The sequence below is a fragment of the Aeromonas sp. FDAARGOS 1417 genome, assembly GCF_019046985.1.
In the GTDB taxonomy this organism is placed as follows: Bacteria; Pseudomonadota; Gammaproteobacteria; order Enterobacterales; family Aeromonadaceae; genus Aeromonas; species Aeromonas veronii.
The window spans coordinates 145,860-160,419 of sequence record NZ_CP077221.1; the positions used below are offsets into that span (position 1 = coordinate 145,860).

The following is a 14,560-nucleotide window of genomic DNA, read 5'->3' on the forward strand; positions in this document are numbered from 1 at the left end:
CTATCTTCCCGGTGTTCTGCATTCTTTCCCGTCAGGAAGGTCCGGGGATTTGCTCATAGGGACGTGATCGCCACACCCCATTCGCCTGTCAGCAGTAGAGGATCACCCGCCACTATGTTTTACAAGAATCTCTCCATCGGCAAAAAGATTGCCGTGGTTTTTGCGGTCATTGCCGCAGTCAACGTTCTCTTCGGTGTTTTTCTCTCCAGCGAATTGCGCGGTGTGCGTGATCGGGTGCTGAACTTTACCGACTCTACGCTGCCGAGTGTCCTGTCGGTCGAAACCCTGCTTTATGACGTCTCCTATGTCCGTCGTGCCCAGTTTGCCTTGCTGATGGTGAACGATGCCGCTGATCTGCAGGCTCGCCGCAGCCGGATCCAGCAGAATATCCAGAAAGTAGACAACGCATTTCACGCCTATGAGGCGACCGTCGGTGCTGATCATGAGCGTCAGGTGTTTAATCAGGCCAAACAACAGTGGCTCAGTTACCAACGTGCAGTGAACGAGTTTGATCAACTGCTGGTACAAGGACAACAAGAGCAAGCCAAGGCACAGTTATTTGCCTCGAATGCTGCTTTTGGTTCTTTGGAGCGGGCAGTTAATGCTCTGATCGATGTGAACCTCGGTTTTGTGAAGGAAAACCGCAGCAGCTTGCTTGGCAGCGTCAGCATGGTGACCACTTTCGCCATGGTGAGCATTGGTGCTCTGCTGGTGTTCATGGTGGTGATGACCTGGTTCCTGACCCGCCAGATCTGCCTGCCGCTGCAAGCGGTAGTGGCTCAGGCCAACGCCATTGCCGCCGGCGATCTGACTCATCAGCTGGAGCGTCAGCATATCGGCCGCGACGAGCTGGGCATGCTGGCCAAAGCTTCCCTCAAGATGCAGGACAACCTGCGTGGTCTGATTGAAGAGGTGGTGGCTGCGGTTACCCAGTTGGGGGCGGCGATTGACGAAGTAAGTGCGGTTTCCGAACAGTCTGCCAAGGGTATTCAGAGCCAGCAGCAAGAGATTTCGCTGGTGGCGACGGCCATGACCCAGATGAAAGCGACCGTTGCTGATGTGGCGGGCAATACAGAGCACACTTCTGAGTCTGCCAGTGCGGCTAATACCTTAGCCCGCAAAGGTAATCAGGATGTGCAGCGTTCTTTGGTGGCGATCACCCGTGTGGCGGAAGAGATTGAGCAGGCTGGCACGCTGGTGGCCGAACTGGAGCGTGAATCCGCCCAGATCAACGTAGTGGTCGATGTCATTCGCAGCATTGCCGATCAGACCAATCTGCTGGCTCTCAATGCCGCCATTGAGGCAGCCCGTGCCGGTGAACAGGGCCGTGGCTTTGCGGTGGTTGCCGATGAGGTGCGCACCCTGGCGGGTCGCACCCAGGCCTCTACCGGCGAGATCGTCGCCATCATCGAAACCCTGCAGTCTCGCGCCAATCAGGCCAAAGAGGTGACCGGGCTGAGCTGTGACATGATCCGTCAGTGCGTCACCCAAAGCGAGCAGACCGGCACCGGTATCCAGCAGATCGAAGAGGCTGTCGCCCAGATTGCCGATATGGCGATCCAGATTGCCAGCGCCTGTGGTGAGCAGGATGCGGTGTCTGATGAGCTGGGTCGCAATGTTGAGCGGATCAACGAATCCGCCAATGAGGTTGCGCAGGGGGCGGATCATACTGCCCGCGCGTGTCTGGAGCTGAGCCAGCTGGCGGTGGGCCTGAAGCAGACCATCGGGCGCTTCCGTCTCGCCTGATAAGGGGGCTGGAGTGCTCCGGCCTCTTTATTCATAAACGTCGGGGCGCTTTGCCTGCCCTCACGACACCCGGCCATGTGCCGGGTGTTTTTTATCTGGCGATGGGTACGAGGCCTGATGGTTGGGGCTCTTCATACAGAGGATGAAGATCAGGGCAAACTGGGAGGGAGATCAGATGCTTATCTCTGCCTGTGTGGTGATATTCAAGAAGGTTGGTTAAGGCGTGTTTGCTAACGAGAGAAGGGCGACGAACTGTTTTGGGGATGGGGAACGGGGCGAGCGGTTGGGGCGCGAGCTACGGGGGAAGAAGAGCATAAGCAGTTGGTTGGAATGCCCTGACAGGGTATATCGCAGCAATAAAAAAACCGGCTTGCGCCGGTTTTTTTATATTGGTGAAGGCTGGGGAGCTGGCTTATTTGGCCAGAGACTCCGGCAGCTCTTCACGGATCTTGCCCAGCATCTCTTTCAGGACGCGCGGGTTGGCAACCACGATGTTGCCGGAGTTTTCGTAGTTGTGACCACCTACGAAGTCGGTGACGATGGCGCCGGCTTCTTTGGCCAGCAGTTCACCGGCAGCGGTGTCCCAGGGCTTGAGGCCGATTTCCCAGAAACCGTCGACGCGACCGGCAGCCACGTAGGCCAGATCCAGTGCGGCAGAGCCGGAGCGACGGATGTCGGCACATTCGATGAACATGCTCTGGAACATCTTCAGGTAGGACTCGATGTGGTGCTTTTGTTTGTAGGGGAAACCGGTCGCCAGTACGGTGCCAGCCAGCTCTTTGGCTTTGCCGACACGGATACGGTAGCCGTTCAGCTGGGCGCCGCTACCACGGGTAGCAGTAAACAGCTCGTCACGGATGGGATCGTAAACAACGGCTTGTTCGGTTTTGCCTTTCACGCGCAGGGCGATGGAAACGGCAAAGTGCGGAATACCTTTTACAAGGTTGGTCGTGCCATCCAGTGGGTCAATGATCCATTGGTAGTCCGGATTGGTACCGGCAATCTCACCAGACTCTTCAGCAACAATGCTGTGCTCCGGGTAAGATTTTTTGATGGTGTGAATGATGGCCGCTTCGGCTTCACGGTCAACGTTGGTCACGAAGTCATTGCTGCCTTTTTGGATAGCCTCAATGTTCTCAGGCTGGGAGAAGGCTTTTACTACAACTTGACCGGCGTTGCGCGCAGCGCGCACGGCGATATTCAGCATCGGATGCATAGGTTCACCACTGGATGTTAAAGAACGGGGGATAAAAGGACGCGGTATGATACCAGTATTTTGTGCGATGGCAACTGTTATCCCCCTACGACCAATTGATTACCACTGCCAGATTTGACGGCTCCAATATAGACCAGATCTGCGCTAGTCTTATCCCAGCAGCCGGATACAGGCTGTCATGAGCATAGGGATGTGAACCATGAATTTGTCATTAGTGAGTCAGAACGTGTCAGCGGCCAGCGAGGGACTGTTGGCCATCTTGCGGTCATCACCCGAGTATGGTGATCACTTTGCCCACATCACCGTGACCCCCCTGGCCCAGTGGCAACCGGCCAAGACGGAGGCGGCGATCCTGCTGATCGACGGCGATGCGCCTTGGCAGGATGCCGGATTTGCCCGGGGGGAGGATGAGACGATCGGTTTGCCGGTCTTGCCGCTGCTGATCCGCAAGGGGGACAAGGAGCTGACGGTCTGCGGGCCGGATGTGCGTGACCCCCGTTTCTATTTTGTCTCAAACGGCATCGTGCTGGATGAGTCGGAGCTGGCCGAGCCTGCTTGCAGCCGGGTGCTGCTGCGCAAGCTGGAGTCCTACTTCCCGCTGCTTTCCCGCCTGATCATGCTGCGCCAGCGCAAGCCGGTCGCCGTGATCAACTAAATATCTACCATTGCCAGAGAGCACCAGCGGCGCACCGTGGCCTTGTTTGGCCTACGGTGCGCCGCTTTTTAATGGTCTGGAGCCGGTCACTTGTTGCAAGATGAGGCGGCTATGGTGTTGCACCCTGTTCCAACCGTGCAATCTGGCTATGACCAACAAGGAGTGAATCATGATCGACTTTTACACCGCCGCGACCCCCAATGGTTTCAAAGTGGCGATCGCCCTCGAAGAGCTGGGTTTGCCCTATCGGGTCATTCCTCTCGATCTTTCGGCGCTGGATCAGAAGAAGCCCGAGTTTCTCGCCATCAACCCAAATGGCCGTATTCCGGCTATCGTCGATCGGGATAACGACGATTTCGCCGTATTCGAGTCGGGGGCCATCCTCATTTATCTGGCGGAGAAAGCAGGCAAGTTGCTGCCCGCCGATCCCAAACGCCGCTCTCAGGCCATCCAGTGGTTGATGTTCCAGATGGGCGGGGTAGGGCCCATGATGGGGCAGGCTAATGTATTCTATCGCTACTTCCCCGAGAAGATCCCCGCCGCCATCGAACGCTACCAGAAGGAGGGGCGCCGCCTGTTCGAGGTGCTCGACAGCCATCTGGCTCATCACGAATATCTGGCGGACGAGTACAGCATCGCCGATATCGCCACCTGGCCCTGGGTGCGGATTTATGACTGGAGCGGCATCTCCATCGAAGGGTTACCCCATCTGCAAGCCTGGATGGATCGCATGGCAGAGAAACCTGCCTGCCAGAAGGGGATCACCATACCGCCGCGCAAAGAGCAGCCGGATGAGCTGATCAAGCAGGCACAACAGATGGTAACACGTTGATTTTTAACTGCTGACGGGGCAAATTGCCCCGTAATATTAGAAAAACTAAGGCAAGCCGATTATAAAGATTCGTTCGTTTTCTGTGAGCTGAATCACTATGATGCCCCCATACCACCAAGCGTCCTGTGCGGTGGTCTGGCGGGCTCCCCGCCTACTGTTTCCAACACTGTTTTTGATTGCATCACAGCCTCTGTGATCAGATTCCTCTGGGCCATTTTGTGCCAGAGGGGCGGCAGCATTTTTTCGATTTTTTGGGACTGATATGGATCGGCACAGTTTTTATCCGTTGTTTTTATTGACCATTCTGATGGTCGCTGTGGGCCAGATGACCCAGACCCTTTATGTTCCCTCCATTCCCATGATGGCGGGGGACTTCAATGTGGCCTCGGGCCAGTTACAGGCGGTGATGGCCTGTTACCTGATCCCCTATGGCCTCTCCCAGTTTGTCTACGGGCCTTTGTCGGATCGCATCGGTCGTCGTCCGGTGCTGATCGTCGGCATGATGGTGTTTCTGGTGGGCACCCTGACCATTCAGGTCATCCCTCATTTTGCCGCCCTGCTGGTGGGTAGCTTTATTCAGGGGCTGGGTACCGGTGCCGGTGGCGCCATGAGCCGTACCGTGATGCGCGATCGCTACAACGGCGCCGAGCTCAACCGCGCCAACAGTCTGGTGAGTATGGGGGTGATCTTCTCCCCGCTGCTGGCACCGGTGCTGGGGGGATGGCTGACCGAGCTGTTCAACTGGCGTGCCGGTTACTGGTTCCTGTTCGGTTTTGGTGCCGTAGCCACCTTGGCGATCATGGCCTGGTTTGGCGAGACCCTGCCTGCTGCTGCCCGTCAGCCACTGCGCGTCGGTGCTGCCTATCGTCATGTGCTGGGCAACCCCAAGTTTCAGGGCAACCTGCTTTGCCTGATGGCGACCTTTGCGGGACTCGCGGTATTTGAAGCGGCGGCTGGTGTGTTGCTCGGCGATGTGCTGAAACTGAGCGCCCGTACCGTGAGCGTGCTGTTCGTGCTGCCGCTGCCCGGCTATCTGTTCGGGGCCTGGCTCTCTGCCAAGCTGAGCTTCCGTTTGACTCAGGGCAAGCTGATGCGTCTGGGGATCGCCTTTCTGGCGCTCGGCTCCCTCATCATTCTGGTGCCGGGGCTGTTCGGGGTGGTGAGTGCCGCCTCGCTGGTTGGTGGTGCGGCTGTCTACTTCATCGGTAGCGGTATTCTCTACCCGACCGCCACCTCCTGCGCCATCGAGCCCTTCCCGGGTCAGGCCGGCACAGCGGGGGCCATTCTCGGCGGGATGCAGAATCTGGGTGCCGGTGTGGTGACCCTGCTGGCCGCCGGTTTCCCGATGACTGGACAGGTGACCCTGGGGGCCATCATGACCCTGATGGTGCTGATCGTGGCGCTGAGCTTTGTCTGGTTACGCCACCACGGCTCGCCTCACGAGCAGATGGCCATCTAAATTTGCTTGCCTGCTGCAAAACAAAGCCCGCCTTTTTGGCGGGCTTTGTCGTTATGGCTGTTGGTTGGTGGGGCCATCTTCCGCCACCAGATCGAGAAAGGCCCGCATGGCGGGGGTGACACTCTGCTTACGAGTCAGAAAAACGGTGGTACCGGCATCGAGCGGTTCGAGGGGCAGGCAGACGAGATCTGAGAGCTGGCTGGCAGAGCTGGCAAGCCCGGCACTGACGATGGCCCAGCCCAGCTGGTGGCGCACCGCGCTCACCAGGTGGAACAGGGAGTCGGTCTCCAGCATCACGTTGAGCGAGACCCCGGCCCGCTCGGCGGCGAGATCCAGATAGTTCCGAAACTGCATGGTGCGGCTTGGCAAGACCAGCGGCTGCTGTTGCAGGCTGGCAAGGGTCATGGGGATATCGGAGGGGAGGGGCGTTGCCGCGCTGCGGTGCATCAGCACGGCCATCCGGTTTTGCCCCTGCGGATAGATGTGAAAGGCCCGCTTGTCGGGATCGCTGGCGGGAACGTCAAATCTCAGCCCGATATCGCATTGATGGAGCGCCAGCTGTGACAGCAGGGCCTCGTTGCTGAGCACTGACAAGCGGATGACGATATTGGGGTAGCGCTGTTTGCACCTGGCGATAAAAGGCATGATGTCGACATTGGATTGCGGCACTATGCCGATGCGCAAGATACCTGATAGTTCGCCATGAAACAGCGCCAGCTCCTGTTTGAGCGCTTCCTGCTCCAGCAACATCCGCTCGGCATACTGGCGCACCAGCTCACCCGCCTCGGTCAGGGCGACAAACTGGCTGGTTCGCAGTACCAGATCGGTGCCGAGGTTTTTCTCCAGCACAGTGATGCTGGCCGACAGGGTCGGCTGGGTGATGTGGCAGGCTTTGGCCGCCTTGGCAAAATGCTGATGTTTGGCCAGTTCGTGAAAGTAGTGCAGCTGCTTGATGTTCATGACGAGGTGGCGAGGCGTCGGGCGGGATGATGCTTAAAATTAATCAATTGAAAATTCATCGTCAATAGAGTGATTCTATCAGGAGATAGATTTAATTCATTGGTTTTGCCGGAGCGGCCTCTCTAAACTTGAATGCAGATTGCATTTTTAGGCCAACCTGTCATGCCTGCAGCCAACCCCGGCGTTCCACCCGATTCCCACTACCCCTTGCCCTCGCTGGATCATCTGGTGGAGGAGGTGGCGGTTTCCATCAATATCAATGGCATCAACCATGCGGTCATGATGGCGACCCCGGACGATCTCGATGATTTTGCGGTCGGATTTCTGTTCTGCGAGTCGATCATCCGGCACAACTACGATGTGCACGATATCCGGGTATACCCCGCCGAACATGGCTTTGTGCTGGATGTTACCATCGCCAACCGCTGCCTGGCGCAGCTCCAGCTGCGTCGGCGTAGCCTGACCGGCGCCACCGGCTGCGGCATCTGCGGTGTGGAGGCCGTCGAGCAGGCGTTTCCTCCCTTGCCAGCGCTGCCGCTCACCCCACCCCTTGATGGCGCTTTGCTGGCCGGACTGCGTGCGCAGATCGCCCGCTGGCAGCTCAAGGGGCAACACTCCGGCGCCCTGCATGCGGCACTGGCGCTGGATGAGCAGGGGCAGATCCTCCACTGCCGGGAAGATATCGGGCGCCATAATGCCCTCGACAAGCTGATCGGCCTGCTGCTGCGTCAGCAAAGTGCGTGCGACACCCTGGTGGTGACCAGCCGTTGTGGCAGTGAGCTGGTGCAAAAAGCCGTCCACTTCGGCGCCCGTCATCTCATCTGTCTGGCATCGCCCAGCCAGCTGGCGGTCAGGCTGGCCCTCAAATACAACCTCAACGTCGTTCATATTCCCAAGTTTGATGCCCCGGTCAGCTATTCGAGCTATCGCCCGGCGGCTCCCATCGGAGAGTGCCATGAGTCATATTGAAAAGCCCGCCAAAGCCGGCGGTTTTTCGTCCCTGCAATCCACCATGAAACAGGTGCTGCGCAGCCAGAAGACCCGTCAGAACATCAAGAATCTGCTGCGGGTCAACCAGACCGACGGCTTCGACTGCCCGGGCTGCGCCTGGGGTGACAACGACCACGGCACCTTCCAGTTTTGTGAAAACGGCGCCAAAGCGGTAGCGTGGGAATCCACCGGCAAGACGGTGAGGGCCGAGTTTTTCGCCGCACACTCGGTGCGCCAGCTGGCCAGCCAGAGCGACTATTGGCTCGAGTATCAGGGGCGGCTGACCGAGCCGATGCGCTACAACCCGGCGACCGATCACTACGAGCCGGTAAGCTGGGACGATGCCTTCACCCTGATCGCCGACACTCTCAAGGGGCTGAATAGCCCGGATGAGGTGGAGTTCTACACCTCGGGGCGTGCCAGCAACGAAGCTTCTTATCTTTATCAGCTCTTTGGCCGCCTGTTTGGCACCAACAATTTCCCTGACTGTTCCAACATGTGCCACGAGGCGAGCGGGGTGGCGCTGATCCAGTCGGTCGGCATCGGCAAGGGCACCGTCGTGCTGGATGACTTCGACCGGGCTGATGCGGTGTTCGTCTATGGTCAGAATCCGGGTACCAACCACCCGCGTATGATGAATGCCCTGCGCCAGGCAGCGCGCGGCGGCTGCAAGATCGTCAGCTTCAACAACTTGAAAGAGGTGGCCCTCGAGCGCTTCGCCAGCCCGCAGAGCCCGCTTGAGCTGCTGACCCCGGCTGCCACCACCATCAGCCACCAATATCTGACGCCGAAACTGGGTGGCGACATGGCCGCCATCCGCGGCATGGCCAAGTACATCCTGGAAGAGGCACCAGAGGCAGTGGATCGCGACTTTATCGCCCGCCACACCCGCCACTTTGACGAGTATGAGGCGCAGGTGCGAGCCACCGACTGGGCAGCGATCGAGCAGCAGTCCGGCCTGACTCGCGCCGAGATCGTACAGGCCGCCCGGGTCTTTGCCGCCAGCCAGCGCATCATAAGCTGCTGGGCCATGGGGGTGACCCAGCATCTGCACTCGGTCGATACTATTCGCGAAATCGTCAACCTGCACCTGATGCGTGGCCAGATTGGCAAGCCGGGGGCGGGACTCTGTCCGGTACGGGGCCACAGCAACGTGCAGGGCAACCGCACCATGGGGATCAACGAAAAGCCGACCGCCGCCTTTATCGACCGGCTCGAGCGTCACCTGCAGGTGAGCCTGCCGCGGGCCCGTGGCCACAACGTGTACGAAGCGCTCAAGGCGTTGGACGAAGGCAAGAGCAAGGTGCTCATCTGCTTGGGCGGCAACCTGGCGGCAGCGGCGCCCGACACCGACTTCACCTACGGGGCGATGAAAAAGGCCGAGCTCAACGTGCAGATCAGCACCAAGCTCAACCGTAGCCATCTGCAGGTGGGCAAGGCGGCGCTGATCCTGCCCTGCCTTGGCCGTACCGAGCTCGATATCCAGCGCAGCGGCAACCAGAAGATCACGGTGGAGGACACCTTCAGCATGGTGCACGCCTCGACCGGCGCAGCTGAGCCGGTATCGCAGCTCTGCCTCTCCGAAACCGACATAGTCGCGCGGATGGCTCACGCCACCGTGGGCTGCGAGCGGGTCGACTGGCTGGCTCTGCGCGATGACTATGCCCGTATCCGTGATCTTATCGAGCAGACCATCGCCGGTTTTGCCGATTTCAATACCCGAGTCCAGCAGCCGTGCGGTTTTCATCTCGATAACCCAGCCGCGCAACTGACGTGGAATACCGCCAGTGGCAGCGCTGAGTTTCGTGCCAGCACCCTGCCGCAATCAGTGCTGCCGGAGTGTACTCGCCATGCCGAACAGATGCGCGATCAGCCAGTCCTGCTGTTGCAGAGCCTGCGCTCTCACGATCAGTACAACACCACCATCTATGGCATGGATGACCGTTATCGAGGCATCAAGGGCCAGCGCAACGTGGTGTTCATGAACGAGGCGGATGCCCGTCGCCTCGGTTTTGCCGAAGGGGACAAGCTCGATATGGCGGCCATCTGCAACGATGGGCGTGAGCGCATCGTGACCGGCTTTAGTGTGGTGATTTATGACATTCCGCAGGGCAACATCGCGGCTTATTACCCCGAGACAAATCCGCTGGTGCCCATCGACAGTATCGGTGCCGGCTCGTTTACCCCCACCTCCAAGTCCATTCCGGTGCTGGTGACAGCCTCCCGCCAGCCGAAGAACCTGTTGCTGGTCAAATAAAAGCGCTAACGCGACTGGCTACGCTGAGATAGCCTGCGCAGTGAATGCGGTGATGCCCCGGGTGAGCTTTTCATCCGGAGCATTTTTTCAGCTCTGAAAGGGGTAGGGTTCGTTGATCATCATGCAAAGAAAAAGCCCGTCACGCTGGTGACGGGCTTTTGCTGTTGGTACCCCGAGATGCCGTTGCCGGTTTGGGCCCTTGAACCGTCGGTTCAAGGCGGGGATCGGATCTGACCGCAGGCTTCTCGGTCGTGCCGAGCATGCGCAATAGCCAGAAGGCAGATCCCCTGTTTGGTATGAATATCGGCTCGGGGACTTGAACCGGCTGACAAACATCCCAGGGAATTTTAAAACGGTTTGCGATTAGGGCTGTTGCCCCTCTTCGCTGGAATCACCATATTGTCCGTGCTCGATCAGGGCCGCTTCGATGGTGCGCTGCAGCATCTTGATCCGCTTGTCCATGGTCTCAGAGTATTGGTGGTTCTTCTCTTTTTCAAGGCAGAGCTCATGACAGAAATTAAGTGCCGCCATGATAGCCAATTGCTCGTTGCTGGAGACCTTGGAGCGTTGACGCAGGTCGATCAACTTGTCGGTCAGCTGCTCGGCGGCCTGGCGCAGGGCATCCTGCTGTCCCAAGGGACAGGATACCTTGTAGGGACGTCCCAAAATGACGATTTCTACGGCCTCTGTGCTCATGCCTTCCTCAATACGGCGGAGCTGATTTCCGCCTTTATCCACGTGGACAACTGGGCGGGACTATATAGCGCAGATGCATAAGTTTCAAGGCCTTGCTGGCTCTGCAAGAGGGAGAATGCTAGGATCCTGACCATTAATTCTGCAAATTTGACTGAACTTTGAGCGGATCCTCGATGAGCAAAACGAACCCCCTTAAATATGCGGCAGTGGCCGACATCATGGAACAACATGAGCTGATGGCCAGCGCAGTAGAGGCCCATGGTGTGATCTGCGGTCTGGTGTGCGGCGGTGTGGCACTGGACGACAAGAGTTGGCTGCCCCATTTCAACGATCTGGTGAACGACGGTTTCGGCTTGCCGGCCCCGGTGCGCCAGGTGATGACCGATCTTTATCACAATGTGGTCGAGAGCCTGATGGCCCAGAAGGGCGTCGAGCTGCTGCTGCCAAGTGATGATGCTCCCCTCGACGAGCGCATCGATTCGCTGGTGGACTGGTCACAGGCATTTCTGGCCGGTTTCGGCGTGGTGCAGCAGGAGCTCTCCCGCGCATCGGAAGAGCTGCAGGAGATGATCCAGGATATCGCCAGCATCACTCAGGTCTCCGCCGAGTTCGATCAGGAAGATAACGAGAACGAAGCCTCTTTCCTGGTGCTCTACGAACACGTCAAACTGGGTGTCATGATGGCCTTCGAAGAGTTTGGCAAGCGCCCCGATACCCCGAGCGCGCCGCCGACCCTTCATTGAGGTGCGGGTCAACGCGACCCTTACTGAATCTGCAAGAGCGCCTGATGGCGCTCTTTTTTATTTCCTTGTGGTGGCTAACCCTGTGAGGCGCAACCGGTTTTTTGCCGGTGACCTCGCATTCGGCCAGCGGCTTTGTGATAGCATGAGGCCACCTTTTTCACTTCTTCCTCTCTGCTTATGTCTCAATCTGATGTGCGACAGGTCGATGTCACCTTGGTCGGCGGTGGAATGAGCGGTGCCGTGCTGGCCCTCTCGCTGGCAGCCCTGCTTCGATCCGATGGCTCCCCCCTCGAGATCCTGCTGCTGGAGGCAAGCGTCCCCGAACAGCACACCCATTCAGGATTCGACGCCCGCGCCATTGCGCTCTCGGCCGGTACCTGTGATGCGCTGTTGCGACGCGGACTCTGGCCGCTGTTTGCCCCCCATTGCGCCCCCATTACCCAGATTCATGTCTCGGATCGGGGCCACTTCGGTCAGGCTCGCCTGTCGGCTGCCGAATACGGTCTGCCCGCGCTGGGCCAAGTGATCGAGCTTGCAGCTGCCGGTCATGAGTTGCAACGGGCGATGGCGGCCTCTCCCAATATCCGGGTCTGCTGTCCGGCACGGGTGAGCGAGATTGCGCCCGATGAGGAGAAGGTGACCCTCACCCTTGAGAGCGGTGAGCAGATTGAAACCCGCCTGCTGGTGGCGGCAGATGGCGGCAACTCCTTTGTGCGTCAGCGCTTCAAGTTGCCGGTGACCCGCCACGACTTTGAGCAGCACGCCATCATCGCCACGGTCAAAACGGCGCAAGACCCTGAGGGACGCGCCTTCGAGCGCTTTACCGAAGGGGGGCCGCTGGCCCTGCTGCCGATGCAGGAGGGGCTCTCCTCACTGGTGTGGAGCGTCGGGCAGCATGAGGTGGATGAGCTGATGGCCCTCGATGAGGCGACGTTTCTTGCCCGTCTGCAGCAGGCCTTTGGCTGGCGACTCGGCCGCTTCGAGCGATGTGGCGTGCGTAACGTCTATCCGCTCATTCTGACCGCCTGCGACTACCCGCTGGCCCAACGTACCGTGCTGGTGGGCAATGCCGCCCACGCCCTGCACCCGATTGCCGGACAGGGCTTCAACCTCGGGATGCGGGATCTCGACCTGCTTACCGGCGCCGTAGCCAAGGCGTTGGCAGAGGGGGAGGATATCGGCAGCTTCAAGGTACTGAGTGGCTACTGGCAGCAGCGTCAGCGCGATCAGGAGCAGACCGTCTGGCTCACCTCTTCGCTGGCCCAGCTCTTCTCCAATGGTCACGATCCGCTGGTGGCGGGGCGCAATCTGGCGCTCACCCTGATGGGGCGATTCCCGTGCCTCAAGGCGCCGCTTGCCTCGCGCACCCTGGGCTTTGTCGCCGATGTGTGCGGCAACTAGCCAGCACTTGTTGAGTGGAACCTGTTGACCGGAAGATGGTGACCGCCATTCGTTGATCAAAACCTATTGAATAGAGAGGTGATGCCTGCGGGCGTCCCCTCGCTGGCCAGCCGGTCAGCCCTGAAAGGATGAGATGATGCAGATGCAAAATGTGGATGTGGTGATTGTCGGTGGCGGCATGGTGGGGCTGGGGCTCGCTGCGGCCCTGAAACATAGCGCCCTCAAGGTGCTGGTGGTGGAGGGACAACTGCCCGACCCGCAGCTGGGGGAGGTGGCCGATAACCGGGTCAGCGCCCTGAGTCTGGCCAGCCAGCAGATCCTGCGCCATGTCGGCGCCTGGGACGGCATTGAAGCGCGCCGCCTGCAGGCCTACGACAAGATGGCGGTGTGGGAGCAGGACAGTTTTGGCCATATCGACTTCGATGCCGCCAGCCTGCGTCAGGCCAACCTCGGCCACATTGTCGAGAATCGGGTGATCCAGCTGGCGCTGCTTGAGGCGATTGAAGGTGCCAGCAATATCCAGCTGCTGACCCCCGCCAGAGCCAAGAGCCTGCAGAGCGGCCCAGCGGGCGCCCTGTTGCTCCTTGAAGATGGTCAGGCCATCTCGGCCAAACTGGTGGTGGCTGCCGATGGCGCCCACTCCTGGGTGCGCCGTCAGGCCGATATCCCGCTCACCAGCTGGGATTATGGCCACCACGCCCTGGTGGCGACGGTGCGCTGCGCCGAACCCCATGAAGCGGTTGCTCGCCAGATCTTCACCCCGGATGGCCCGCTCGCCTTCCTGCCACTGTGGCAAGAGAACCTCTGCTCCATCGTCTGGTCGCTGCCTGCGGCCCGCGCCGAGGCGCTCTGCGCCTGCGATGACGAGCAGTTCAATCGCCAGCTTACTGCCGCCTTCGATGCCCGGCTCGGTCTGTGCAAGGTGGAAGGGCCGCGCAGCGCGATTCCGCTTACTGCCCGCTATGCCCGCGACTTTGCTCGCGAGCGGCTGGTGCTGGTAGGGGATGCTGCCCACACCATCCACCCGCTGGCGGGGCAGGGGGTCAACCTCGGCCTGCTGGATGCTGCCGCGCTGGCGGAGCAGATCTTGCAAAATCATGCCGCGGGTGAGGATATCGGCCTGCTCGCCAACCTGCGCAGCTACGAGCGCTGGCGCAAGAGCGAAGCGGCTCGCATGCTCGCTGCAATGGAGGGGCTCAAGCGGCTGTTCAGCGGGGCCAACCCGCTCAAGAAGCTGGTGCGGGGCGTGGGATTGCGCGCGGCCAATCTGCTGACGCCCTTCAAGGAGGGGGTGATCCGCGCCGCCATGGGATTGGAGGGCGAGTTGCCCGCATTGGCCCGTCCTGACTGGGTCGTTGCGGCGACCAAGGGCAGTGCCATGCAGGCCAAGGGTGAAAAAAACTAATATTACTCGCCGTTTTTGACAACAAAAGTAATCCGACAAGGCTGATGACCCATTTTGGGTGTCAGCCTTTAATTTTGCTCTGGAGCGAAACGTTTTTCTGCAAATTGTGACGAAACGGTAAAAATCAAAATTTAATCTCGCCTGAGTCGGCTTATGGCTGTTTTTATCACTGCATTTATCTTAGTGTCTGGGGTCAGTTT

General features: G+C 59.3%; 12 protein-coding genes and 1 other RNA gene. 9 read left to right on the forward strand and 4 right to left on the reverse strand.

All coding sequences use genetic code 11. The features are described from left to right. Window positions 1-114: 114 nt before the first annotated feature. Window positions 115-1,746, forward strand: coding sequence for a methyl-accepting chemotaxis protein (locus I6L47_RS00650; RefSeq protein WP_158112290.1), 1,632 nt, complete (start codon window positions 115-117; stop codon window positions 1,744-1,746). Between the two features lie 412 nt (window positions 1,747-2,158). Here I6L47_RS00650 and suhB read toward each other — a convergent pair whose 3' ends face one another. Then, entirely contained in the window at window positions 2,159-2,962 is an 804-nt protein-coding gene (gene suhB, locus I6L47_RS00655) for an inositol-1-monophosphatase (protein WP_005352992.1), read from the reverse strand. Between the two features lie 199 nt (window positions 2,963-3,161). Between suhB and I6L47_RS00660 the strand changes: the two genes are divergently transcribed. From I6L47_RS00660 to emrD, 3 genes are all read left to right on the forward strand, one after another. Next, window positions 3,162-3,617, forward strand: a complete 456-nt coding sequence (locus I6L47_RS00660) for a hypothetical protein (protein ID WP_005352991.1) — start codon at window positions 3,162-3,164, stop codon at window positions 3,615-3,617. A gap of 169 nt (window positions 3,618-3,786) precedes the next feature. After that, window positions 3,787-4,449 carry a glutathione S-transferase family protein gene (locus I6L47_RS00665; RefSeq protein ID WP_005333923.1) on the forward strand — a complete coding sequence of 221 codons (663 nt, stop codon included), beginning with the start codon at window positions 3,787-3,789 and terminating at the stop codon, window positions 4,447-4,449. Window positions 4,450-4,711: 262 nt separating this feature from the next. Then, on the forward strand, window positions 4,712-5,908 hold the full coding sequence (gene emrD, locus I6L47_RS00670; protein ID WP_216948412.1) for a multidrug efflux MFS transporter EmrD: 1,197 nt from the start codon (window positions 4,712-4,714) through the stop codon (window positions 5,906-5,908). A 51-nt stretch (window positions 5,909-5,959) separates the two neighbouring features. Here the strand turns inward: emrD and I6L47_RS00675 are convergent, their stop codons facing one another. Further along, complete coding sequence (locus I6L47_RS00675) at window positions 5,960-6,868, reverse strand: LysR family transcriptional regulator (protein WP_216948413.1); 909 nt, start codon at window positions 6,866-6,868, stop codon at window positions 5,960-5,962. A 162-nt stretch (window positions 6,869-7,030) separates the two neighbouring features. Here I6L47_RS00675 and I6L47_RS00680 point away from each other — a divergent pair, with 162 nt between their 5' ends. Then, window positions 7,031-7,837 (forward strand): formate dehydrogenase accessory sulfurtransferase FdhD, encoded by an 807-nt coding sequence (locus tag I6L47_RS00680; protein WP_216948414.1) that lies wholly within the window; start codon window positions 7,031-7,033, stop codon window positions 7,835-7,837. Next, on the forward strand, window positions 7,824-10,115 hold the full coding sequence (locus tag I6L47_RS00685) for an FdhF/YdeP family oxidoreductase (protein WP_216948415.1): 2,292 nt from the start codon (window positions 7,824-7,826) through the stop codon (window positions 10,113-10,115). Before I6L47_RS00680 ends, I6L47_RS00685 begins: the two co-directional genes overlap by 14 nt. 165 nt (window positions 10,116-10,280) lie before the next feature. On the opposite strand, the gene ssrS is transcribed toward I6L47_RS00685, so the two are convergent. Both ssrS and zapA read right to left on the reverse strand, forming a co-directional pair. Beyond that, window positions 10,281-10,462: non-coding RNA, 6S RNA (ssrS, locus tag I6L47_RS00690), on the reverse strand. 16 nt (window positions 10,463-10,478) lie between these two features. Continuing rightward, complete coding sequence (zapA, locus tag I6L47_RS00695) at window positions 10,479-10,811, reverse strand: cell division protein ZapA (RefSeq protein ID WP_005333910.1); 333 nt, start codon at window positions 10,809-10,811, stop codon at window positions 10,479-10,481. A gap of 173 nt (window positions 10,812-10,984) precedes the next feature. On the opposite strand from zapA, the gene I6L47_RS00700 reads away from it, so the two are divergent. The 3 genes from I6L47_RS00700 to I6L47_RS00710 all read left to right on the forward strand — a co-directional run bounded on the left by I6L47_RS00700 (window position 10,985) and on the right by I6L47_RS00710 (window position 14,360). Beyond that, window positions 10,985-11,554 carry a UPF0149 family protein gene (locus I6L47_RS00700; protein ID WP_216948416.1) on the forward strand — a complete coding sequence of 190 codons (570 nt, stop codon included), beginning with the start codon at window positions 10,985-10,987 and terminating at the stop codon, window positions 11,552-11,554. A 177-nt stretch (window positions 11,555-11,731) separates the two neighbouring features. After that, entirely contained in the window at window positions 11,732-12,955 is a 1,224-nt protein-coding gene (gene ubiH / locus I6L47_RS00705) for a 2-octaprenyl-6-methoxyphenyl hydroxylase (RefSeq protein WP_216948417.1), read from the forward strand. A gap of 136 nt (window positions 12,956-13,091) precedes the next feature. Beyond that, a complete protein-coding gene (locus I6L47_RS00710) occupies window positions 13,092-14,360 on the forward strand; it encodes an FAD-dependent 2-octaprenylphenol hydroxylase (RefSeq protein WP_058056651.1) in 1,269 nt (422 codons plus the stop codon). Window positions 14,361-14,560: the final 200 nt, after the last annotated feature.